Here is a 23,855-nt window from a genome sequence, read left to right on the forward strand (position 1 = left end):
GTCGAGCATCACTGATCTGGGTCGACCGGTGTCACTCCAAGCAGCTTCAAAGCGTTTGCGAGCATCCGGATACCCTGCGCCTGTTTCTTGTTGGCGCAGAACCGGTTTCCCTTTCTTTGAAGTGCCTTCGCCGCGGTGACCTGCGTTGCCGCGGCGTGGGTTTCGAGGGCTTCGTCAACTTGACGGCTGAGATTGGTGCAGCGCTCCGTCCGGGTGAGCGGTGGTGCGACCTTTGCGGTAGAGGCGCCGGCCGCTGCCGTGATGAGCGATATGCTGAGCAAAGCACCCGTCACGCTGATCCAGAACCTCTGCATTGATCTCGTCCGTCACTCCGGAGACTTGCGTCGCAGCCGATGACCTGACCGCCACGGCACCGGTTATGCCCATTAAATTTTTCAGCAGTTTTTCCCGATTGTAGAATTTTGTTTCTGAATTGTTTCTGGGGAATCCGGTCGGCACGACGATCGCGGCCACTGGCCAAGATGTGGCCCGAATTCTATCGTGTGGGTGGTCGGCGAAGGGATTGCTTGGCTAACAATGACAGGGTTCCAGTGAAATCCGATGCACACATACTGATCGTCGACGACGACAAGGGCATACGCGACCTGCTGCAGGAGTTCTTCCAGAAGCGCGGCCTGCAGACGACGGTGGCCGGCGACGGCACCGAGATGGAAGCGATCCTGCGCCGCACGCCGGTGGACCTGATCATTCTCGACGTGATGCTGCCCGGCAAAAGCGGACTTGAGCTTTGCCGCGAGATCCGCGCCAACTACACCACGCCGATCATCATGCTGACCGCGGTCACCGAAACGACCGACCGCGTGGTGGGCCTCGAAATGGGCGCCGACGACTACGTGCCCAAGCCCTTCGATCCGCGCGAGCTTCTGGCCCGCATCCGTGCCGTGCTGCGGCGCAACGGCAGCGCCGAGCCACGTCGCCCGACCGCCAAGCAGATCTACCGCTTTGCCGGCTGGACCATGGATTGCGCGCGCCGCCGCCTGACGGCGCCCGACGACGTCCGGGTGGAATTGACCATGGCGGAGTTCAACCTGCTGCAGACCTTCGTCAAGAGCGCGCAGCGTGTGCTTACCCGCGAACAGCTGATCGAACTTTCCGGCGGCGACACCGGCTACAGCTTCGACCGCAGCGTCGACATTCTGGTGAGCCGCCTGCGCCGCAAGATGGAAGACGATCCGAAAACGCCGAAACTGATCCTGACCGTGCGCAGCGGCGGCTATCAATTCCTGCCCGAGACGACGTCCGAATGAGACGCTTCCTGCCGCAGACCCTGCCTGTCTGGGTGCTGCTCATCGTCATTTCCGGCCTCATGATCAGCCAGGTCGGAACGCTTTACATCGTCGCGCGCGACCGGGCCGCAGCCAACGGTATCGTCGATCTCTACCGGCTGAACGACCGCGCCTATTCGCTGGTGCAGCTGATGCATGACGCCACGCCCGAAGGGCGCAAGGCGATCGCGTCGGGCTTGTTCAACTCGACCTACGCGCTGACTGTTTCGGACACGCCCGCCGTTACCTCGTCGATCGCCGGCGACGACCAATTGGCCGAGCTGGAGGACATCCTGGTCGGCCGCCTGACGAAGTTCGGCATCACCGACGCGCGCGTGCGGCGCGATCCGGCAACCCAGGAGTCCGACGTCCCGGACGGCGAGGCGGTGAACAAGGATGTCGGCCAGGTCGAGCGCGACCTGCGGGTTCTCGCCGCGGATTTCGCGCAGAGCGACAAGCTGACGGCCTCGCTGCGCTTTTCCGATGGACAGTGGTTGAATTTCACCGAACCGATCACACCGGCGGGACCGATCCTCAGCCTCGACAGCCTGCCGCTCTACTCGCTGATCGCCGGTTTGATCATCATCATGTCGATCTGGTCGCTGCGCCGCCTGACCGCGCCCTACCGGATGATGGAAACGGCGGTGACGCGGATCGGCAATGATCTGAAAAGCCCGCCGATCGCCGAGAGCGGCAGCCGCGAGATCCGCGCCGCGGCAAAGGCCATCAACGCCATGCAGATGCGGCTGCGCGACTATGTCGAGGACCGCGAGCACCTTGCGGCGGCGCTGGCGCATGATCTGCGCACGCCGCTGACCCGGATGCGCCTGCGCCTCGAGCTGTTGCGCAGGTCGCCCGCGCGCGAGGCGCTTGCGCACGACCTCGCCGACATCGAAAGCATCGCCAGCTCGGTCATCGACTTCGCCAAATTCGAGGTGACCGAGGAAAAGGCCGAGCGGATCGATTTCTGGTCGCTGGTGGAATCGGTCGCGGACTCCTTCGACGGCGCATCCTTCGACGAAGACGTGATCCCTTCCCGCGGCCTGATCTGCATTGCGCGGCCGGTGGCGCTGCGCCGCTGCATCACCAATCTCATCCAGAACGCTGTCACCTACGGCAAAAAGGCGCATCTCGGCGTGCGGCGATCGGGCGACACGATCACGCTGTCGATCCGTGACGAGGGTCCCGGCATTCCGCAGGCGAAACTGGACGCCGTGTTCGGCTCCTTCGTGCGGCTGGAGGAATCGCGCAACCGCACGACCGGCGGGCTCGGTCTCGGTCTCACCATCGCCCGCAACATCGCCCGCGGCGCTGGCGGCGAGGTCGATCTTTCCAATTACCCCGGCGGGGGCCTGCTGACCGAACTGCGGCTGCCTGTGGCAACTTGAGTCAGCAGGCGGCTGCCTGATCCCAATCCGCTACTGGATCGGCCGGCTCTTCCTTGTGATAGTGCCGCCCGACCCGGCATGAGGAAACCGCATCATTGTTCTACGCTGTCCTTGCCTATCACGTCGAAGAGGCCGTCCAGTCCTGGACGCCCGACGAGGATGCGGCGCTGATGAAAGACCTGCTCGATGTCAACGACAGGCTGACCCGCGAGGGCAAGCTCGGACCGGCGGCCAGGCTTGGCGCGACGGCGGAGGCCGCGACACTGCGCGGTCCGGGCGATGGCATGGTGATCGACGGTCCCTTTGCCGAGACCAAGGAACAGTTGCTCGGCCTCTATGTCCTCGACTGCGCGGACCAGGACGAGGCGATCGCCGCCGCGCGCGATCTCAAGCGCGTCAACCCCAGCGCCGTCTACGAGATCCGGCCGATCATGCTCTATCTGCCCGGCGCAAAGCTGGCGGCCAGTTGAGAAAGGTTCCCTGACGCGCTTCAGACCGATGTCCCTGTGGCTTCGATTTCCCGCCCCAGCCGCAGCATTTCGCTGACCAGCAGGTCGAGGTCGTCGCGGCGCGTGCGGTGATTGGCAATTGCCACTCTGAGGCAGTGCTGGCCGCCCACGGTGGTATCGGACAGGGCCGCGATGCCCTCTTCCTGCAGCCTGAGCATGATCTCGGTGTTGAACATCTTGAGGCGCTCCTCGGACACGTCGCCCAGCCGGTGGCGGAAGCTGACGATGTTGACGGTGGTCGGCGCCATCAGCTCGAGCGCCGGCTCCGCCTCGATCAACCGGGTGAGGTAACGGGCCTGGGCAATGTTCTGGTCGATCAGTCGGCCGAACTTCTCGGCCCCGTGCTCCTTCAGGGCCATCCAGATTTTGAGCGCGCGAAAGCCGCGCGAAGTCTGCAAACCGTAATCGTGCAGCCACTCTCCGGATGCAAGGCCACGCGGCGTCGATTCCAGATATTCCGGCGTGACGGCAAATGTGTTGCGGTGCGCCGATGCGTCCCGCACCAGCGCACAACCGGCTTCGAACGGCGCATGCAGCCATTTGTGCGGATCGAGCGCGACCGAATCCGCCTGCTCGATGCCGGCAACCAGCGACCGGCTCTCAGGTGCGATCGCGATCAGTGCGCCGATACAGCCGTCGGCATGGAACCAGAGATCCTCTTCGGCCGCCACGCTCGCCAGCGCCCGAAGGTCGTCGACGGCGCCGGTGTTGACGGTGCCGGCGGTGCCGATCACGCAGGCCGGCTTGAACCCCGCCTCGCGGTCCTCCGCGATTGCCGCCTTGAGCGCGGCGATATCGATGCGCAACCCGGCATCGGTTGGAATCCGTCGCAACGCCCGATTGCCGAGGCCCAGCACCTCCATGGCCTTGCGGTGACAGGAATGGACCTGGTCCGAGGCATAGTAGCGCAGCGGCTTGGGGATGGCGCCGACGCCACGTTCGCGTATGTCGACGCCGGCCTTGACATTACGCGCGACGGTCAACCCGATCATGTTGGCCATCGAGCCGCCGCTGACCAGCGTGCCGCTGGCCGTGGCCGGAAAGCCGACCATCTCCTTGCACCAGTTGACGACCTGGCTGTCCATCAAGCCGGCGGCATGGTTGCCGCCACCGAGATTGGATCCCTGGATCGCTGCCAGGAAATCGCCGAGCGCGCCGGTGAAATTGCTCGATCCCATGTACCAGGACCAGAAGCGCGGATGGACGTTGCCCATCGGGTAAGGCATCACGTTGCGGGCGACATCGTCATAGACGTCGGCCACCGGCGCCGGCGATCGCGGCAAGGGCGCGCTGAAAAATGCCCGCACCTCGGCCGGCATCTCGCGCCAGACCGGACGCTCCCGGACATCCTTGAGATAGGTGATGGCATCGTCGAGAATCCGGTGCGAAAGCACTCCGACATCGGTCCAATCCGGTGGGTCGAGCGTTTCGTCCGCGTTCGTCGCTTCCTGAAAGGTGTCCATCCGTATCTCCCGCCGGCATGTGGGTGATCATGTGCAAAAAGGCGACGCCGCCGTTCGAACGGCGGCGTCGCGGTATCTATCCTCAGGCCTCGAACTGACAGCTCGGCGTCGAGCGCGACAGCGCCGTTTCCTCGGCGTCCATGTCGGCGTCGATGCCGTCGAAGAGCGGCGTCGACATATAGCGCTCACCCGTGTCGGGCAGCATGCACAGGATAACCGCGCCGGCCGGCGCGGTGCCGGCGATCTGGCGCGCCACGGCGAAGGTGGCGCCGCCCGAAATGCCGGTGAAAATGCCTTCCTGCTGCGCCAGCGCCTTCGCCCACTTGATGCCTTCCGGACCGGGGATCGGCACCACCTGGTCGTAGTAGCGCTTGTCGATCGCCTCCTGCAGCACATTGGGGATGAAGTCCGGCGTCCAGCCCTGGATCGGATGTGGTTCGAAGGCTGGATGGCTGGCGGCCGGTGCGCCGCCGGCGCCGCGCTCCTGCGGCTTGCCGCTGCCGATCAGCTGGGCATTGGCCGGCTCGGCAAGCACGATCCTGACCTCCGGCCGCTCCCGGCGAAGCACGCGGCCGACGCCGGCGACGGTGCCGCCCGTGCCATAGCCGGTGACCAGATAGTCGAGACGCGACCCTGCGAAATCGTTGATGATCTCGCGGCCTGTGGTCGCCTCGTGGATGGCGGCATTGGCTTCGGTCTCGAACTGGCGGGCTAGGAACCAGCCATTGGCTTCGGCAAGCTCGACCGCCTTATTGTACATGCCGAGACCCTTCTGGACACGCGGCGTCAGCACCACCTTGGCGCCAAGCATGCGCATCAGCTTGCGGCGCTCGATGGAGAAGCTGTCGGCCATCGTCACCACCAGCGGATAACCTTTCTGGGCGCAGACCATGGCAAGGCCGATGCCGGTATTGCCGCTCGTCGCCTCGATCACCGTCTGGCCGGGCTTCAATTTGCCGCTGCGCTCGCCTTCCTCGATGATGTTGAGCGCCAGCCGGTCCTTGACCGAGGCAGCCGGATTGAAGAATTCGGCTTTCACATAGATCGTCGCATGGCCCGGACCGAGATTGTTGATGCGGATGACCGGCGTGTCCCCGACCGTATCGAGAATGCTGTCGAACAGCCGGCCGCGACCGGTGGTGGTTCTGATTTTCAACTGATGCAACATGGCTTTGCTCCCTTGACGTGCTCACACGCCGGTTACAGGCCGGCGGCTCGGGCGGCGCGGTTTCGACACCTTGCCGCGCTAGTTGTTGACCTGCCGCCAATCCGGCAACGGCGGCATTTCCGGCTCGCAACAGGGCCGCCGGGTGCTTTCTGTCGTCTTTGGTGATAGAACATGGACCAACTGGTCAGCGTTGGAGAGAGCGTGGAAACATACGTGGAATCCACCCGATCGAGCCTGAACAACACCGGCGCCGGCCTGTCCGTAAGGCTGCTCGGACAACTTGCGATTGCCCGCGACGGGATGCCCGTTACGCTGCCCTCCTCGCGCAAGCTGCGCGCGCTGCTTGCCTATCTGGCCCTCGCACCCCGCCCTGTCAGCCGCAGCCGGCTTTGCGAACTTCTCTGGGATGTGCCCAACGACCCGCGCGGCGAGCTGCGCTGGTGCCTGAGCAAGCTGCGTGCCGCGTTTGATGGCCCGGATCGGCGTCGGGTCGAAACCGACGGCGATATGGTGTCGCTCCGTCTTGACGATGTCCATGTCGACGCGCTGGATGCCGCCGCAGCGGTGGCCGAAGGTGTCGAGACGCTCGATCTCGTACGGCTGCAAGCGCTTTCGCAACATTTCGCTGGCGATTTTCTCGATGGCCTTGAGTTCGATCGCAGCCCGCATTTCGGCAGCTGGCTGACGGCGCAGCGCCGCCGTTTCCAGTCATGTCATATCGCTGTTCTCGAGCATAATATCGGCCTTCTGCCGCCCGACGCCGAGGAGGCTGCCGTCGATATCGACAAATGGCTGGAGCTCGCGCCGTTCGACGGACGCGCTCATGTCGCGTTGCTGGGAAACCTGGCCCGGCGCGGACAGATCGCCGCCGCCGAGCAACATCTTGCCACGGCGGCAAAGCTCTTCCACTCCGAGGAACTGGATTTTGCGCCCGTGCGCGAGGCCTGGCGGGAGATCAAATCCCGCCAATCCAGCCCGCAACCTTGTGCCCGCGAGACGCCCACCTTTACCTTGCCCCAGGCACAGGGCGCACTGGACGAGCCTGACGCTTCGGCGACACGCCGTGCCTCGCTGGCGGTCATGCCGTTTGCCGAGGGCGCCGTTGCCTTTCGCGGCGGGCTCGCCGACGGCCTGACCCACGACATCATCACGCGCCTTGCCAAGCTGCGCGATTTCTTCGTCATTGCCCGCGGCTCGGTCTTTGCCTTGGCGGAAAAGGATGTCGCGCCGGACGAAGCCGGTCGCCGGCTGAATGTCGACTATGTCGCGACCGGTTCCGTCCGCAATCTGCCGGGCCGGGTGATCGTTTCGGTCGAACTCGTCGAAGTGCGCACGGCGCGCATCCTTTGGGCCGAGACCTTCGAGCGCAAACCCGACGACATCTTCGTCGTGCTTGACGACATCGGCAACAGCATCGTCTCCTCGATCGCCGCCGAGATCGCCACCGTCGAGCGCAATCGCGCCCTGCTCAAGGCGCCCAATTCGCTCAATGCCTGGGAGGCTTACCATCGCGGCCTCTGGCACATGTACCGCTTCACGCGGCAAGAAAACGAACTGGCGCAGCATTTCTTCAACGAAGCGCTGAAGCTCGATCCGACCTTCGCCCGCGCCTATGCCGGGCTTTCCTTCACCCATTGGCAGAGCGCCTTCCAGCGCTGGGGCGACCGCGACCGGGAAACGGCGCTCGCCTTCGAAAGCGCCGGACACAGCCTGCTGGTCGATGACCGCAACCCTGCCGCCCACTGGGCGATGGGCCGCGCGCTATGGCTGCGCGGCGAACAGGACGGCTCGCTGCTGGAGCTGGCAAGCGCCGTCGACCTCAGCCCCAATTTCGCGCTCGGCCACTACGCGCTGTCCTTCGTCCATTCGCAGTCGGGCGACCCGCAATCGGCGATCGGTTCGTCCGATCATTCGCGCCATCTGAGCCCCTTCGATCCGCTGCTGTTCGGCATGATGGGCGCGCGCGCCATGGCGCATGCCCGTCTCGGCGAATACAACGAAGCCGCGGAATGGGCGCTGAAGGCGGCTGCGAGGCCAAACGCTCATATCATCATCCTGGCGATCGCCGCCCACTGCCTGGCTCTGGCCGGCCGGCAGGAAGAAGCGCGAACCTTCGCCGCCACGCTCCGCAACACGTTGCCGAACTATCGCGCCGACGATTTCATTGCGACATTCCGGTTCGACCGCGATGCCGAAGCCCTGTTCCGGAACGGCGCCAAGCTTATCGGGCTGAACTGAACCCGACCTGCGGCTAGAGCCGGATGATTTCAGGTCGAGTCGACCTGAAATCAGAATCCGTCTCTAAATCAAAGAGATAGAGCATGATGTCGCCCGAAAACCGCTTCACACTTTTCGGCATCATGCTCTAGTGCGAGAGAGGGCCGCTGGCCTTGCGCCAGGCGTCGATGCCGCCCTGGATGTGACGGGCGCTGGCAATGCCGACGTCCTGCGCCGCTTGCACCGCCATCGCCGAGCGCTCGCCGAAGGCGCAGTAGAACAGGAGCTGCTTGCTCGTCGACTTCGCCAGCTCATGCAGCATGCCGCCGGCGGCGATGTTTTCCTGCAGCCGTGCATAGGGCAGATGGATCGCACCGGGAATGACGCCGTGGCGCTCGCGTTCGGTTTGCTCGCGCAGGTCGATCAGCGCCACGTCGGGCCGCCCGACCAGCGCCAGCGCCTGTTCCGCGCTCACCGCCCAGCCGCGGCTGGCAATATCGTCCTGGTGCAGTCCCACCCTCATATTGGCGGGCACGGCCACGTCCATCATTTTCGGGTTGGATAGGTTGAGGTTGTTCATGATGTTCACATACTCGTCGACCGACTTCACCTGCAGGCGCGGGTTGAAGGCCTTTTCCTCGCCGATCGTCGACACGGTCTCGCCCTTATAGTCATGCGCCGGGAAGATCAGCGTCTCATCGGGCAGCTTGAGCAACCGGCCGAAGATCGATTCATATTGCTGACGCGGATCGCCATTCTGGAAATCGGTGCGGCCGGTGCCGCGGATGAGCAGCGTATCGCCGGTGAAGACGCGGTCGGGCAGGATGAAGCTGTAGGAATCGTCGGTGTGGCCGGGCGTATAGATGACGTCGAGCGCCAGACCTTCGATGCCAAGCTTGTCGCCGTCGGCAAGCCGCATCGACACCACGTCGGCCTTGGTCTGCTCGCCCATGACGGTCACGCAATGCGTCTTGTCGCGCAGCGCGCCGAGGCCGGTGATGTGGTCGGCATGAAGATGCGTGTCCACCGCTTTGACCAGCCTCAGGTCAAGCTCGTTGACCAGTTGCAGATAGCGCTCGACCTTCTCCAGCACCGGATCGATGATCAGCGCCTCGCCGCCGCGCCGGCTGGCGAGCAGGTAGGAATAGGTGCCTGAAACGGAATCGAAAAGCTGACGGAAGATCATTCACAAATACCCCGTTGCATTTCGCACCGCCGGGCGACGTCCGCGCGGTCGCGGCAATATCCTACCGCACAGACCGGTGGAATCGGAATGGATTTCGAAAAATACATGGCGGTGCCAGCCCTCCGCTTGGCTACGGAGCGACAGCCTTCAAGCCTATGCGCCGGCGCGAAGCTTTATCGAGCACCCCTCAAAAAGCCTTGCTTAGGCGAGTTTGTCCCCGGACCGTGAAGGCATTGTCGCTTCCGTAGCCGGCCTCGAAGCCGGCATTCAGGGTCATGCCGTGACCTACCTCCGCCGCGACGTCCGCGCCGGCAAAACCGCGCAACACCATCTTTTTGCCGCCGGCGGCAAAAGAGATGTCCTGGCCAAGCAGCGTCGCCGACACCGCGTCGCTGTCTTGCGCTATCGCGTCGATCCCGGCCCGAAGCGTGGTTTGCCAGGCCTGACTTCGCGTGCTGACGGGCGCCAGGGCCAGCGCGAGCTGGCCACGCGCCTCGAAGACGTTGACGTCGCGCCGCAAGACCACGAGGTCGCCGTCCGAACCAGTCTCCGAGTAGCCGTCGATGAAGAGCCCGGCGTAACGCAGCCGAACGCTGGGTATCAGCGTACCGGCCGCGACCGGCAGCCGCATGCCGAGCGCAATCGACGGACTGAGGAAGATGCCGTTGGAATCGGCCCGCGCCGTCTCGACGCCATCGAGCAGCAGATTGTTCGCGACACGGCGGCGGCTGCGCTCCTGGAGCGCGCCGGCAACGAATGTCGCCTCGGCAAAATGCGCACCTCCGTCATAGCCGAGATAACCGCCCGCAAATACGCTGCGATGAGCGATCTCCTGCGCGTCATCGTCGACCTTGGTCGATCCGGCAGCGCCTCCCAGCAGCACGCCGCCCAGAAAGCCGTCGCCCGAGCGCCTTTCGGCCCCGGCGACGACGCCGCCCAGCGCCTCGCTGAATCCGGCCGATGCGCCGGAACCGCCCTGGGAGCGTATCCCGCCAAAAGTGGAGATCCAGGCGTCCCGACCGTTATTCGGCGCAAGCAGGTCGTTGCCTGGGGCGGCCATCCGCGCCTCGGCGACGCCGGCTATGCCGTCGACAAGGTCTTCCAACAGCGGCGCGCTGCTCGCAAATCCGGTGATGTCCGCCACCGCCACGCTGTTGCCGCTCGTCACGAACGGCCTGCCGCCGGTCAGGACGGTTTGCGGCAGGCCACTTCCGGAAAAACTCATGACGGCGCTGAGTGCGGGGCCGAAGGTCACGATGTTGCCGCCGCCGGAAAAGACGATCGGTCCCTGAATGGCCGTCCCCCCCAAAAGGTTCAGCGTCGCGCCGGGCGCGCCGAAATAGATCGCCACACTCTGGTCGCTGAAGACGCGGCCGGAATTGGTGACGACGGAGCTGCTGCCCTGGGCGGCAATGCCCACGCCGCCCGCACCCTCCACGATGACCGAGCCGGAATTGGTGATCGTCGCGTTGCCGAACAGGGTGCCGATGCCAGTCGATGTTGTCCCGAAGACATTGACCGTGCCGCTGTTGGCAATTGCAATGTCGTCGCCGCTGGCGCCGATGCCGACGGAAGCCAGCCCCGACACCGTGATCGACCCGGAATTTTGAAGTTGAAGACCGTTGTTCTGCCAGATGATTCCGGCGGCGGCGGTCCCATAGGCCTCGATCGAGCCGCTATTGTCTATCGTCAGGTCCGGCCCGTCGCCGATTATGCCGCCGGCGGCCGTGCCGGAAACCCCGATAAAGCCATGGTTGTCCACACGCCCGCCCGGGGCGTCGCTGATGATGCCGTATGTGGCGACGCCAAGCGCTTCTATCGAGCCGTTGTTCACGATACGCGCATTGCCACCTTCTGACAAAATGCCGATGGAGGCATCGCCTATCGCCAGAACGGCGCCGTTGTTGAGGATGGTTGCGTCGGGCCCTTGCGAATGCACATTGGCGGCACCGCCGCCCAACGTTGCAACCAACCCGAAATTGGTGAGCCGCTGGCCCGAATTGAACATCCGCACGGCATCGACGCCAGCGCCGAATGTTTCGATCGCTCCGCCTGGAGTCACGACCCCGGTGTCGCCGGCACCGGTCATCGTCTGCTGGCCAGCGGTGACGCCATTGCCGATGACAAAGCTTTGGGAAAACGCCGCGCCGCTTCCAAGCGGGACCGCAACGAAAATCGACAGCGCAACCGCGCCTGGAACCCCTCTGCGCGGCGTCGGCATCACCCCCTCGGCGCATGGGCACGCAACAAGCTGACTCTGCGCTCGATGGAGATGAAAAACAAGCCGCAGGCAGCGCGCCTAGACCGGGGATCTGGGCGGCGCCTGCGACGAGGCCCTATCGCCTCAGCACCGCGCTCAGCACGTCGCGGATGCCGATCGCGCCGACGAAGCGCGAGCCTTCGTCGAACAGCGCCACCGGCGCCGTCTGTGAACGGTGCATGGCCAGCATCACCGTTTTCAGCGGCGTGCCGGGATTGGCCCAGAACACCTGGGCTCCCTCCTCGGGTTGGCTCTCGACGTCCGCGCAGGAGACCCACACCGCCGGCTTGCCGTCGCGCTCGGCGGCGGCCACCAGGCCGTGGTCGTCGATCTTGAAGCGCGTCGTCTTGCGCCGGTCGAGCCACACCCAGCCATTATCGCCCTGCTCCAGGTCGCGACGGTCCCGCATCACGTTCCATGCCGTCAGCACCGACAGTGGGTTAACATTGGCGATGAAGTCGCGCACATAGTCGTTGGCAGGCCTGAGCACGATGTCTTCCGGCGCGCCGGTCTGCACGATGCGACCGCCCTCCATGATCGTGATGTGGCTGCCGATCTTCAGCGCCTCCTCGAGGTCGTGGCTGACGAAGATGATGGTCTTCTTCAGCTCGGCCTGGAGCTGCAGCAATTCGTCCTGCAGCTTGGTGCGGATCAGCGGGTCCAACGCCGAGAACGGCTCGTCCATCAACAGGATCGGTGCCTCGGTGGCGAAGGCCCGGGCGAGACCGACGCGCTGCTGCATACCGCCCGAAAGCTCGTGGGCATATTTCTTCGACCACTGGTCGAGATGGACAAGCTGCAGCTGCTTCTGCACGCGCGCCTTGCGTTCTGCCTCCGGCACGCCGGCAAGCTCGAGGCCGAAGCCGACATTTTCCTCGACCGTGCGCCAAGGCAGCAGGCCGAACTGCTGGAACACCATGGCCACCTGCTTCTGGCGCAGCCGCCGCAAGGTCGCCTCGTCGCAGGTGACGACATCGACGGTACGGTCGCCATCCTTGACCAGGACCTGGCCGCGCGACACGACGTTCAACCGGTTGACGGCCCTGAGCAGGGTCGACTTGCCGGAGCCGGACAGGCCCATCAGCACCGAGATCTCGCCCTCATGCACGGTCAGGCTGGCGCCGGCGCAACCCAGCACATTGCCGGTCTGTTCGAGGATCTCGGCGCGCGTGGCGCCCTTGTCGATCATCGCCAGCGAACCGGCCTGATCGGCGCCGAAGACGATGTCCACGTTCTTGAAATCAACCGCGACGGTCATTTCTTGCCTCCAACGCCGATGCGGGTCATGCGGTCGAGCACGATGGCGAGCACGACGATTGCCAGGCCAGCTTCAAGCCCGAGATCGATGCGGCGCGAGCCGAGCGCGCGGTTGATTTCCGTGCCGAGGCCGCCAGCGCCGATGAGGGCTGCGAACACCACCATCGACAGCGACAGCATGATCGATTGCGTCAGGCCCGCCATGATGGTCGGCAGCGCCGATGGCAGCTCCACCTTCCACAGAAGCTGGCGCTTGGTGGCGCCGAACGCCTCGCCCGCTTCGACGATTGCCTTGGGCACCGAGACCACGCCGAGATGGGTGAGTCGCACGGCTGTCGGGATGACGAAGATGATGGTGACGATCAGGCCGGGCGCGTTGCCGAGGCCGAACAGCGTGAGCACCGGGATCAGGTAGACGAAGGTCGGCAGCGTCTGCATGAGGTCAAGCACCGGCAGCATGACGCGGTAGACCTTCGGCTTGTGCGCGGCCCAGATGCCGAGCGGCACGCCGATCGCCATCGCCATGGCGGCGGCGGCAACCACCAGCACCAGTGTCTGCACCGTCTGCTTCCACAGGTTCTGATTGATGATGAAGATCAGGCCGAGGAAGACGCCGATGGCAAGTGGCCGCGAACGCTGCAGCAGCCAGGCGACGATCGCGATGACCAGCGCCAAAAGCACGGGCGGCACCATCAGCAGGAGGTTCACCGCCCCGTCGAGGATGAAGTTCAGCCCGTTTGAAAACGCCCGGAAGACGGTGTCGAAATTGTCGGTCAGGAAACCGAAGAAAGCCTTGCCCCACGGCCCGATGGGGATTTTGTAATCGGTCAGGAATTTCGAAATCGGATCCATCTTCCCCTCTCGGCTTCGCCGCACTTTCCGTACGGTCATCTTCTCACAGCTTAACGCATGTCACCCAAAAGTGCGCAGCGATTTTGGGAAAATGACATGAGTAAAAACAGAGACTTAGAGCGCGGCGCGCTTTAAGAAAAAGGGCAGCCTTTTCTACTGGCTGCCCTCTTCCGGATCATCATGCCGGACTCAAAAGCCGGCTCAGCTCCCGAGCGCGGTCTTGACGGCGGCAGCCGCGTCGCCGCCGTCGAAGGTGGTGACGCCGGCAATCCACGGCGCGACCGCATCCGGATGCTTCTTCAACCAGTCTTTCGCCACCGTCTGGGCATCGCCACCCTTCAGGATCGCGTCCATCATCTGCCCTTCCATGTCCAGATTGAACTTCAGGTTGGCGATGAACTTGCCGGCGTTCGGGCATTCGGTGGTGTAGCCCTTGCGCACATTGGTGAAGACGGTGGCGGCGCCGAAGCCGCTGTCGCCCATGCCGTCGAGATAGGTGATCTTCATGGCGCCCATCACCGGATGCGGCGTCCAGCCGAGGAAGGCGATCCACTCATTGTTCTTCATCGATTGCTCGGCCTGCGTCAGCATGCCGGCTTCCGAGGACTCGACCAATTCAAACCCGGCGAGGTTGTCCTTCGGGTTCTTGATCATGTCGAGGATGATGCGGTTGCCGTCATTGCCGGCCTCGATGCCGTAGATCTTGCCGTTGAACTTGTCCTTGAACTTGCCGAGGTCTGTCAGCGACTTGACGCCGGCGTCCGCGACATAGGTCGGCACGACGATGCCATAGCCGGCGCCGGTCAGGTTGGTGCTGATCGTCTCGACCGAGCCGTCGGCGGTGTAGTCCTTGATGTCGTTGGTCATCGACGGCATCCAGTTGCCGAGGAAGACGTCGAGGTCCTTGTTCTTCAGCGAGGCCATGGTCACCGGCACCGAAAGCTGGATCGTCTGCGGCTCGTAGCCGAGCGCGGTGAGCAGCACCGAGGCCAGGCCCGTGGTCGCCTGGATGTCCGTCCAGCCGACGTCGGACAGGCGAACTGCCTTGCAGCTCGCCGGATCGCCGGCATAAGCGGCGGTCGTGGTCAGAAGCGCCGCCAGGCCGAGGCCAGCGACGATAGATTTCATACGCGACATGAACTTTCTCCCATTGCAATTTCTTAGGCGATGCGAAGTCACGGTTCTTGCGCCCGCCTTGTTTCATCAGCCAAACACCATTTTGATGTTGTTTCAAGCGGTTCAACATCACGATGAACGGCGCGCACTGGCCTTTAAGCGACATGACAGGTTTTTGAACGACATCGAAATTTTGGACGGCAGGGAGTTTTTTGGTGGACGGCGCCGGCGCCCCCTCCCCGTGCCGCGGCAAGTCGGCTTAGGGTGTGCCGAGATGCAGGTCGGGCCGGCCTCACCCGAAGCCCGCCACACCTAAAAGAGCGACATGGCCAAGCTTTACTTCCACTACGCGACGATGAATGCCGGCAAGACGACCATGCTTTTGCAGGCGTCCTACAACTATCGCGAACGCGGCATGTCGACGATGCTGTTCGTCGCCGGCCACTATCGCAAGGGCGACAACGGGTTGATCTCATCGCGCATCGGTCTGGAATCCGAGGCCGAGATGTTCCGCGACGGCGACGATCTCTATGCCAGGGTCGCCGAGCATCACCAGCATGCCCCGGTGCATTGCATCTTTGTTGACGAGGCGCAGTTCCTCGAGGAGGAGCAGGTGTGGCAACTCGCCCGCATCGTCGACCGGCTGGGCATTCCGGTCATGTGCTACGGTCTGCGCACGGATTTCCAGGGTAATCTGTTCTCCGGCTCGCAAGCGCTGCTCGCCATTGCCGACGACCTGCGCGAGGTGCGCACCATCTGCCGCTGCGGCCGCAAGGCGACGATGGTGGTGCGCCTTGGGCCCGACGGCAAGGTGGCCAAGCAGGGCGAGCAAGTGGCGATCGGCAAGGACGTCTATGTTTCGCTCTGCCGCCGCCATTGGGAAGAGGAGATGGGCAGGGCAGCACCCGACGACTTCATCGGTTTTGTCAGCCGCTGAGCAGGGAAGCCTGATGGCTGGCAATCATCGGGTAGCCGGCATCGGGTAGCCGGCATCGGGTAGCCCGCTGCCACCCGCTTGCAATGCGCGGTTTTATGCTGCCTTGGTTAAGGCCTGCCGGTCATTTCAGACCTTAGGGGGCAATTCCAGGAAAAGTGCGCAGCAGTTTTCCGTCCGGAAATTGCGTAAAAATAGAGAGCTGGAGCGGGCCAGCGATTCTTATCTAGCCAAAGCCATCGGGAGACCCCTTCATGCTTCGAGCCATTTCGTCCGCCGCGGTCTTGCTGCTTGCCGGCGGCCTTGCCGCGCATGCCGATGGCGATGCGGCGCTGGGCAAGAAGGTCTTCAACCGTTGCGTTGCCTGCCACGAGGCGGCGACGGATCGCGACAAGGTCGGTCCGCATCTGATGGGTGTCGTCGGCCGCAAGGCCGGTTCGGCGGAAAGTTTTGCCGGCCATTATTCGCAAGCCATGAAGGATGCCGGCGCCGCCGGCCTCGTCTGGAACGAAGCCAACCTCGCCGAATATCTCAAGGCGCCCAGGCAGAAGGTTCCAGGCAACAGAATGGCCTTTACCGGCCTGACCAGCGATGACGACATCGCCAACGTGATTGCCTATCTCAAGGCAGACCCCAAGCCCTGATCGGTGCCGGAGAAACCGGTATTGCCGCCGCAAGAGATTTGCCGGCGCTGTTTGATCACCTTGGCCGTTCGCAAAAACAAGACCTTAAGGCATGTCAGCTAAAGCCGGTCGACGACGGTGCGCGTTACTGGGCGCCTTACGCATGCTTGCCTTGTCTTTCAAGAACCTAACCACTTCTTTTGTTTTGACGCCTCCCCTTGTCTTCCTTCTTTCAATCCCTTGAAGCCCCACATATATTCGCCGCCACGACACGGAAACGGATGCCGAAGCGGGAGGCCCCATTGGCGACATTGCAGAATTTCGATGCCGAAATTGCCAAGACCAAGCAGGTCGTGCAGGACATGCGCACCAGGATCGAGCAGTCCGGCACGGTGCTCGACACGTTTGCTCAGGCCGACAAGAAGATCGGCGACGCCAATTTCGACATCGAGAATGCCCGCATCGAGGACGTGCTCAAGCAGCAGAAGGTCATGGAAGGCAATATTGCCGACCTGATCATCGGGCTGGAGGACGCCACCAACGTCTTCGGCGCCGAATTCGAAAGCATGAAGAACTACACCGGCTGGGAAAACTTCGTCGGCGTCTTTTCGGCGCAGCGCAAGCAGCGCATGCGCACCGACCGCGTCCGCAACATGTCGCTGGCCGGCAACCTGCAGGAGCTTTTGGCGAAGTCGGACACCATCGTTGGCATCTTGAAGGCGCAGAAACAGGTCCTCGACCAGCGTTACAAGACCTCCGAGGCCAGCCTGTCGCAGGTGATCGAGCGCCGCAAGGTGACCATGACCGATCTTGAAGCGGTGCAGAAGCGCATCGAGGAATTGAACCCTCTGCTGCTCGACATCGAGAACAAGATCGCCGCCTCCACGACCCAGAAGGAGCGCACCGGGCTTGAAGGCGAGCGCTCGAAAATGGCGACCGAATACAACGAGAAGCAGGCCAAGGAGCAGGAGTTGCTCGCCGAAAGCCAGACGCTGGAGCGCTATACTTCGATGTTCCAGACCTTCGTCGATTCGCTCAACAACCAGATCGCCGCGCAGTCGACGCTGATCAACAAGCTGACCATCGACACAGAGCAGCGCATCGTCCTCTACAAGGCCCTGGAAGATTCGCTGAAGACCGCTGCCCAGCAGGACGTCGCCCACAAGATCAACACGCTGGGCAGCCAGGTCGACAACACGGCCGAGGAGACGATGGCCGGCATCGGCGCCGCCTCACAGAAGCACATCGGCGACCTGCTGGAGATGCATGAGAAGAACATGGTGGCCAGCGCCGACATCCAGCGCCGCAAGAAGCTTGCCGACGATGCCTTCGCCCGCCGCTTCGACGATGTGATGAAGAAGCACAACGCCGCCAACTATGTACAGTCGTAGGCGACGCCGCTGACTTCATTACCACGGCAGCCACAATGACACCTGAGAACGACGCGGCGGCACGCTATTTCTCCGCCATCACGGCGGCGCTGAGCGGGCTGGAAGTGTTCATGCGCGACGACCGCTCGCCGCTTTACCGGCACGGCATCGTCGCCAAGATCGTCGCGGAGTATATCGCGCGGCTGGACAAGTCCTTTGCCTGCTGGCGCAACCGGCTGGGCTTCATGGACACCTTCCGCATTTCGCGCGCCGAAAGCGGCTACCCCGTCTTCCAGAACCTGCTCGAGCTGGAAAACGACCGCCAGCAGGCCGATGCCCGCCTGGCCAACATCCCGCAGGCCGGAGAACTGCGCGAGGAGATGGCCGACTTCATCCTGCGCCACAAGGAATTTCCCGAAGCGCTGCAGAAGTCGATGGCCGAGCGGCTCTATCTGGAGGACGTCAGGAGCGAGGCGACCTTTGGCCCCTTCACGCTGGCGCAGACGGCCAAGGTCTCGGTCAACCCGAAGACCATGCGGCCCTATTATCTCGTCCACTGGGCCTCGTTCGACGGCAGCGCCAACCTGCCGCTGGTCTACATGGTGACTGTGGAGGACTCCTCCGAATGCATGGTGCGCCAGCTGGTCGACGTGAACGGCAAGCTCAACGAGCGTGTCGACATTCCCCTCCCCGTTGACGGCCTGCTCAATCCGGAGCTTGCCCACCGCTTCGACGATTTCACCGAAAAGAACTCGGCCTATACGCTGTCGCCAGCGACCATTGCGGTCAATCTCGACAAGGATTTCGAGCCGCTGCATCCCAAGCAGCTCCGGCGCGTCGTGCTCGGACCCTTCTACTCGGCCGGCATCACCGAAAACAATTCGACCGTGACCGAGGTGCTCGCCAAGGTACGCAAGCCGGAGAACGCCTGGCTGCTCACCTGGACCATCCAGGAAGTCTTTTCCAAGAGCGAGAAGCCCGGCCGCAAGGGCCTGTTCTCCAGCGAGAAGACGACGCAGGAATTCTTCATCAACACCGACGATCTGGAAGCGGCGCGCCAGGGCGTCTCGAGCTACGAGAACCATGCGCTGATCCCGCACGAGGCCTACCAGGCGCTCTACGCCGCGGGCGAGGCGCAGAAGATCTTTTCCGGCTACAAGGTCCACATCCTGTCCAACGGACAGGTCATCAGCGACGTCTGATTTCAACCGCGGAGCATCCTTCATGGACACCGGCCTGACCACGATCTCGGAAGCGGCAATCGAAAAGCACCGCGCGACCGCGCAGAGCTTCATCACCCGCATCGTCGTGCTGGAGGACCCTTCGCGCGAATCCGGCACCGCGCTCGCCGGCACCAACCGCCGCTTCGTCTCGACGGTGTCGGTCGGCTCGGTGCGCCGCACGCGCGAGGTCGAGCTCTCGAAGACGGTCGCGGCCGCCCACCCCGATGACCAGTTGATGACGATCCCGCAGCACACGCTCCTGTTCCGCGCCCGGCGCGGCCTGGCGATCGCGCTGGCCATATCGGATGTCTTCGCCGAAGGCTCCGATCTCGAAAGCCTGCAGGCCAGGAACGTCCGCGCGCCGCTCGAGGGCGATGAAGCGTCGACCTTCAAGAAGCTTTTGTCGGCTTCGGCTTACGTTTCGGCCTTCAGCTTCGCCTCCTACCTGTTCCAGCTGATCGACAGCGACGGCGAAGCGCCGAACGACATTCCCGAGCCCGACTTCCTGTTCGATACGCCGCAGGACGCGGTGAAGTCGATCGTCGCCGGCCTCGACAAGGCGATCGCCGGTTCGAAGGACGACGCCGACCTGACGACGCGGGCGCGCGCCTTTGCCCGCGCCGCCATCGACGGTCTGTTGGCGCGAAAAGGTCGCTTCGACGGCATCGGCCCGTTCGAGAACGCGCATATCCGCATCGATGTCGACGATTTTACCCTCGACGGCTTCGACATCGCGCCCGGCAAGCGCTCCAAGCCGCTGGTGATGACCTTCAAAAAGCCCGAAGAGGTCGTCGGCAACCACATCGCCAAATTCCAGTCGGTCAGGCTGGCCAAGATGCTGATGGCCTACGATTTCGAGCGCGAGCTGAACCCTTTCGTCGAGCTCGGCGGCTTCCTCTTCACCTTCATCGGCGACGGTGCGCCGGGCACCGGCAAGACGACGCTGATCCAGATGATCGCCGGCCTCGTCAACGGCTATTGCCAGGTGGCCGGCTACCCCTTCGCCTACGAGAATTTCGGCGTCGACCAGATTTCGTCCTACCAGGGTAAGTCCGGCCAGAACTGCCGCCAGTTCATCAACAACGTGCTCAATCCGCGTGTCATCGGCTTCGGTACCATCGACGACATCGACCAGGTCGCCGCGCGCCGGTCCGACGACCGCGCATCGGCCGGCCAGCAGGAGATCACCGGCGTCTTGATGGATGCCTTTGCCGGCGCCTCGACAGTGGTGCGCGGCAACTGCTCCTTCGGCATGTTTTCCAACTATCCCGAAAACGTCGACGACGCGCTGCGCCAGCGCGCTGGCGCCCGCTGGCTGGTCGATGGTCCGCAGACCCGCGACGACTATATCGACATCTTCGTGCTGCTCGCCGGCAAGAACCACAGGATCCCGCTTGGGCCGCACGAACTCTATGCCGCGCAGGAGATCCAGCGTGCCGTGACCGAGGCCTATGAAGAGCACGAGAAGCCGCAGGAAGACGGGCTGATGAAGGTCTATGAGCGCTACATGAAGGAGAACGGCGCGCCGAAGACCATGGCCGATGTCGGCACCTACCTGCACATGATCAAGGACGCCGAGCCGCGCTTCACCGGCCGCGCCATCAAGAACGTCACCGACGCCATCAAGATGCGCGCTATGGACATCGAGTTGCCGGACGACTGGTTCGAGAAGCCGGAAGCCTTCATGCACAAAAGCTACGACGACAAGAAGGCGATGATCGAGGAACTGCGCGGACCATTTTCGATGGATATGGTCATGCAGGAGATCAACCGCTACGCCGACAGCGAGTTCCGCTATTCCGACAAATCCGACGACGCGGCCGTGGAGAAGCTGCTGCGTGACGCGAGGCTGCGCGAGCGCGCGGCGCGCGAGATGGAGGAGATGAAGAAGAAGGGCCTGTGGAATGCTTGAGGTTGCTTTGCTGCCCACAGGTGCTGAAAGGCGTGGCTCCAACGCTTGGCCCCCCTCTCCCCGTTCTTCACGGGGAGAGGGTAGGGTGAGGGGCAGCGCATGCGTGGGCCGGTAATCGAGACGACGAAGCGAGCAAGGCGATTGCGCCAGTCAGACAACGATGCCGAAGGCGCACTTTGGTTGGAGCTACGTGGCCGCAGATTGAACGGCCACAAGTTCGTGCGGCAGTTCCCGATAGGCTGGTATTTCGCCGATTTCGCCTGCAGAGGATGCCAGCTAGCTATCGAGATTGATGGCAGCCAGCATGCCGATAGCAAGTATGACCAAGTCAGGGATAGCTTCATAGTTTCAAACGGTTGGTCCGTCCTTCGCTTTTGGAACTTTGACGTATTGAAAGCTCAAGAAGAAGTGCTCGAAACGATACTCGCTGCCGTGGAAGGGCGACTCGATCGACGTATTGAAACGCATGAGCTTCGATTCATTGCGGCTCAAGGTTACGGGGAGCCACGTCCTTGACCGCTGGCGCCGCCCCTCACCCTTACCCTCTCCCCGTGAAGAACGGGGAGAGGGGGGCGTCAGCGTACGCGCCTAGTCTTCCACCCAATTCCATGGATGCACGCATATGAACCGTCATCCCGCCAAAAAACCCGACCTTTTGCGCGACAACGATCTGATCTACGGCCGCTTGCTCACCGTCGACGAGCCGCATCTTGTCCAGCGCTACAACAAGGCGCTTGCCGCCTTCGGCCTCCAGCCGACCAAGCTTGCGAGCTTCCAGATCGATCGCACCGGCTTCTCGCCCGAGGTCGCCGAGGAGTGCGGCGACTACGACTATCTCGACCCGAACGAGGTCAACCGCCGTTTCATCATCCTGACGCCGTCGCAGATCGACCTGCCGGTGGTCCACACTGCCTTCTCCAACACCTCGCAACTGATGTTCGAGTTCATGTCGAAGAACCAGCGCGCCATCGACGCGCTGACCATCAAGGACGTGATCTACGGCGAGATCGAGGACTCCGTTCCAAAGGTCAACGACATCGAGGACCTGCTGTCGATCAACCAGGTCGAGTTCAAGGTGTTGTCGGCCGAGGACGTGCTGGGCAAGGCGGCCGAGCTCGGCAAGCTCGTCGACCGGCTGAAGCAGGAGCCCGACGCCTGGCGCGACAACGCCATGCTCGAGCGCATGGTCGATCTCGCCAAGATCTGCGGCGACATCCGCGAGAACGCGCTGGTGCCGGACCAGGTTATCTTCCGCCACAACGCCTACTGGACCAGCCATTTCGGCGGGCTCTACGTCTTCGTCGACCCCGACATGACGACGGTGATCTGCGATCCGGCCGCTCCCGGCTTCCGCCGCTCGCGCCCCTGGCAGGTGAGCTATCTGTCGATCAACGACGCCGACAAGGTGTTCCGCTTCCTTGCCGCCACCGGGCGCCTCGACCTGCCGCGCGCCTCATGGATCGAGGCTTCCGGCTATCTCGAACACCGTGCCGAGATGGTCGTGCGGGCACTGATCCGCGACACCGAACCCAACCGCAATCTGACCGATGTCGACAAGGTCTGGCTGCAGACCTGGATCCACGGCCATGCCGACCTGATCGCAAGCGACGGGAACTTTCCCTTCCTCAACGCCGCCAAGCGCGAGATCGCCCAGTACGGCCATCTCAAGATCGAGGATGTGCCGCCGCGCCAGCGCTTCCTGGTCGTGCGCGCCAAGCCCGATCATCCCGATGCCTGGCTGACCAACCAGCTGATCTCGGATTTCGTGCCGCAGGACTTCGTCTCCCGTTACGTCTTCAACAAGCCGGGCTTCTACAAGGACTATGACGGCTACAGCGACGCCTGGCGGTCGCATGTTGTGGACGTTCTGAAAACCACATATTTGACGGACAAGGCGGCGTTCCGCGCGCGCCTTTACGGCCTGACTGACTGAGGGGTGTCACAGCCATGCTCGACCCGATCGTGAACTTCTTCACCCAGATCTTCCAATGGATAGGCCGCGGCATCGGCTTTATCATCGGCGTCATCCTGTGGCCGTTCATGTGGGTCGGCCGCTGGTATGGCCAGCGCGGCTGGATCCTCAAGGCGGTGGTCGGGCTTGCTATCGTCGTGCTGATCGGCCTTTACGCCAATTTCTTCTACGCCACCCAGTGGTGGAACAATTTCGATCCAAACTATCCCGACAAATACACCTTCGAGAAGCGCAACGTTTCGGCCGGCGAGCAGGTTGCGGCCGGCGCCGGCACCGATACGGCCAAGACCTGCGGCAATTCGGCGATCGCCCAGGTTGCGGCCGATCTGACGGACTTCAACGTCAACCAGAATGCCTGGATCTCGTCGATGATCCTCTACAAGCTCGGTCTGTTCAGCATCAACTGGGACGACACGCCATGGATGGACAACAAGGCGTCCTTCCAGCGCGGCATCAATCAGGCGGTGCGGCGCACCGCGACCGAGCTTGCCGACAATCTCGGCCGCGTGCGCACCACCTCGCAGATCGACGCCGACCTGCAGGACGCGCGCGGCAATCTGCAATTCGACGAGTACACCTGGTATTTCGGGCTCAATCCGTTCGGCCCCAAGACGCCGACGCCGAGCTACTATCGCGACGCGGTGCGCAAGCTGCGCTCCTTCAACGCCCGTCTCGCCACCTGCCAGGCGACCTTCGATGCGCGCGCCGACAATTTGAAGCAATATATCGACCGCATCTCGTCGGACATCGGCTCGACCTCGGCGATCCTCAAGGAGCGCGCCGAAAACCATAACAATGGCTGGTTCGATACCCGCGCCGACGATCGCTTCTGGTTCGCCTATGGCCAGCTCTATGCCTATTACGGGCTCATGAAAGGCGCGCAGGCCGATTTCGAGGGCGTTATCAAGGAAAAGCACCTGCAGAACCTGTGGGACACGATGGACCAGCAATTCGTCTCGGCGTTGCGCATCCAGCCCTTCATCATCGCCAATGGCCGCGAGGATGGCTGGCTCCTGCCGACGCATCTGACGACGATGGGGTTCTATATTCTCAGGGTGCGCTCCAACATGGTCGAGATCAGTAACGTTCTGACGCAATAGGGCTGGCGTCCGTCAGTCG

General features: G+C 63.2%; 20 protein-coding genes. 12 read left to right on the forward strand and 8 right to left on the reverse strand.

Annotation, left to right across the window (positions count from 1 at the left end; translation table 11 throughout):
* Window positions 1-8 precede the first annotated feature (8 nt).
* Window positions 9-314 carry a hypothetical protein gene (locus ACWGS9_RS21500; RefSeq protein ID WP_454507128.1) on the reverse strand — a complete coding sequence of 102 codons (306 nt, stop codon included), beginning with the start codon at window positions 312-314 and terminating at the stop codon, window positions 9-11.
* 237 nt (window positions 315-551) lie between these two features.
* On the opposite strand from ACWGS9_RS21500, the gene ACWGS9_RS21505 reads away from it, so the two are divergent.
* From ACWGS9_RS21505 to ACWGS9_RS21515, 3 genes are all read left to right on the forward strand, one after another.
* Window positions 552-1,268, forward strand: a complete 717-nt coding sequence (locus ACWGS9_RS21505) for a response regulator (RefSeq protein ID WP_454507129.1) — start codon at window positions 552-554, stop codon at window positions 1,266-1,268.
* Window positions 1,265-2,674 (forward strand): ATP-binding protein, encoded by a 1,410-nt coding sequence (locus ACWGS9_RS21510; RefSeq protein WP_454507130.1) that lies wholly within the window; start codon window positions 1,265-1,267, stop codon window positions 2,672-2,674. Before ACWGS9_RS21505 ends, ACWGS9_RS21510 begins: the two co-directional genes overlap by 4 nt.
* A gap of 95 nt (window positions 2,675-2,769) precedes the next feature.
* Entirely contained in the window at window positions 2,770-3,144 is a 375-nt protein-coding gene (locus tag ACWGS9_RS21515) for a YciI family protein (protein ID WP_454507131.1), read from the forward strand.
* A 20-nt stretch (window positions 3,145-3,164) separates the two neighbouring features.
* Here ACWGS9_RS21515 and ACWGS9_RS21520 read toward each other — a convergent pair whose 3' ends face one another.
* Together ACWGS9_RS21520 and ACWGS9_RS21525 are read right to left on the reverse strand one after the other, a co-directional pair.
* Complete coding sequence (locus ACWGS9_RS21520) at window positions 3,165-4,646, reverse strand: pyridoxal phosphate-dependent decarboxylase family protein (RefSeq protein WP_454507132.1); 1,482 nt, start codon at window positions 4,644-4,646, stop codon at window positions 3,165-3,167.
* Between the two features lie 82 nt (window positions 4,647-4,728).
* Window positions 4,729-5,814 carry a PLP-dependent cysteine synthase family protein gene (locus ACWGS9_RS21525; RefSeq protein WP_454507133.1) on the reverse strand — a complete coding sequence of 362 codons (1,086 nt, stop codon included), beginning with the start codon at window positions 5,812-5,814 and terminating at the stop codon, window positions 4,729-4,731.
* Window positions 5,815-5,985: 171 nt separating this feature from the next.
* Here ACWGS9_RS21525 and ACWGS9_RS21530 point away from each other — a divergent pair, with 171 nt between their 5' ends.
* Window positions 5,986-8,052 (forward strand): transcriptional regulator, encoded by a 2,067-nt coding sequence (locus tag ACWGS9_RS21530; RefSeq protein ID WP_454507134.1) that lies wholly within the window; start codon window positions 5,986-5,988, stop codon window positions 8,050-8,052.
* A gap of 127 nt (window positions 8,053-8,179) precedes the next feature.
* Here the strand turns inward: ACWGS9_RS21530 and ACWGS9_RS21535 are convergent, their stop codons facing one another.
* The 5 genes from ACWGS9_RS21535 to ACWGS9_RS21555 form a co-directional block, all read right to left on the reverse strand.
* Window positions 8,180-9,217 carry an MBL fold metallo-hydrolase gene (locus tag ACWGS9_RS21535; RefSeq protein WP_454507135.1) on the reverse strand — a complete coding sequence of 346 codons (1,038 nt, stop codon included), beginning with the start codon at window positions 9,215-9,217 and terminating at the stop codon, window positions 8,180-8,182.
* Window positions 9,218-9,404: 187 nt separating this feature from the next.
* Window positions 9,405-11,438 carry an autotransporter family protein gene (locus ACWGS9_RS21540; protein WP_454507136.1) on the reverse strand — a complete coding sequence of 678 codons (2,034 nt, stop codon included), beginning with the start codon at window positions 11,436-11,438 and terminating at the stop codon, window positions 9,405-9,407.
* Between the two features lie 115 nt (window positions 11,439-11,553).
* The gene (gene choV, locus ACWGS9_RS21545) at window positions 11,554-12,735 is read right to left on the reverse strand and encodes a choline ABC transporter ATP-binding protein (protein WP_454507137.1); all 1,182 of its coding nucleotides are present in this window, start codon (window positions 12,733-12,735) and stop codon (window positions 11,554-11,556) included.
* A complete protein-coding gene (gene choW, locus ACWGS9_RS21550) occupies window positions 12,732-13,586 on the reverse strand; it encodes a choline ABC transporter permease subunit (protein ID WP_454507138.1) in 855 nt (284 codons plus the stop codon). Before choW ends, choV begins: the two co-directional genes overlap by 4 nt.
* A gap of 201 nt (window positions 13,587-13,787) precedes the next feature.
* On the reverse strand, window positions 13,788-14,723 hold the full coding sequence (locus tag ACWGS9_RS21555; protein ID WP_454507139.1) for a choline ABC transporter substrate-binding protein: 936 nt from the start codon (window positions 14,721-14,723) through the stop codon (window positions 13,788-13,790).
* Window positions 14,724-15,027: 304 nt separating this feature from the next.
* Here ACWGS9_RS21555 and ACWGS9_RS21560 point away from each other — a divergent pair, with 304 nt between their 5' ends.
* From ACWGS9_RS21560 to ACWGS9_RS21595, 8 genes are all read left to right on the forward strand, one after another.
* Window positions 15,028-15,639, forward strand: coding sequence for a thymidine kinase (locus ACWGS9_RS21560; RefSeq protein ID WP_454507140.1), 612 nt, complete (start codon window positions 15,028-15,030; stop codon window positions 15,637-15,639).
* 251 nt (window positions 15,640-15,890) lie between these two features.
* On the forward strand, window positions 15,891-16,280 hold the full coding sequence (locus tag ACWGS9_RS21565; RefSeq protein ID WP_454507141.1) for a c-type cytochrome: 390 nt from the start codon (window positions 15,891-15,893) through the stop codon (window positions 16,278-16,280).
* Between the two features lie 281 nt (window positions 16,281-16,561).
* Window positions 16,562-17,650, forward strand: a complete 1,089-nt coding sequence (locus tag ACWGS9_RS21570) for a hypothetical protein (RefSeq protein ID WP_454507142.1) — start codon at window positions 16,562-16,564, stop codon at window positions 17,648-17,650.
* 35 nt (window positions 17,651-17,685) lie between these two features.
* On the forward strand, window positions 17,686-18,831 hold the full coding sequence (locus ACWGS9_RS21575; RefSeq protein ID WP_454507143.1) for a hypothetical protein: 1,146 nt from the start codon (window positions 17,686-17,688) through the stop codon (window positions 18,829-18,831).
* Window positions 18,832-18,853: 22 nt separating this feature from the next.
* A complete protein-coding gene (locus ACWGS9_RS21580; protein ID WP_454507144.1) occupies window positions 18,854-20,764 on the forward strand; it encodes an AAA family ATPase in 1,911 nt (636 codons plus the stop codon).
* A gap of 99 nt (window positions 20,765-20,863) precedes the next feature.
* Window positions 20,864-21,280, forward strand: coding sequence for an endonuclease domain-containing protein (locus ACWGS9_RS21585; RefSeq protein WP_454507145.1), 417 nt, complete (start codon window positions 20,864-20,866; stop codon window positions 21,278-21,280).
* 106 nt (window positions 21,281-21,386) lie between these two features.
* Window positions 21,387-22,697, forward strand: a complete 1,311-nt coding sequence (locus ACWGS9_RS21590) for a DUF6638 family protein (RefSeq protein ID WP_454507146.1) — start codon at window positions 21,387-21,389, stop codon at window positions 22,695-22,697.
* A 14-nt stretch (window positions 22,698-22,711) separates the two neighbouring features.
* Entirely contained in the window at window positions 22,712-23,836 is a 1,125-nt protein-coding gene (locus ACWGS9_RS21595; protein WP_454507147.1) for a DUF2333 family protein, read from the forward strand.
* The last annotated feature ends 19 nt before the right edge of the window (window positions 23,837-23,855 follow it).

It is taken from the genome of Mesorhizobium sp. Arg314 (genome assembly GCF_053714275.1).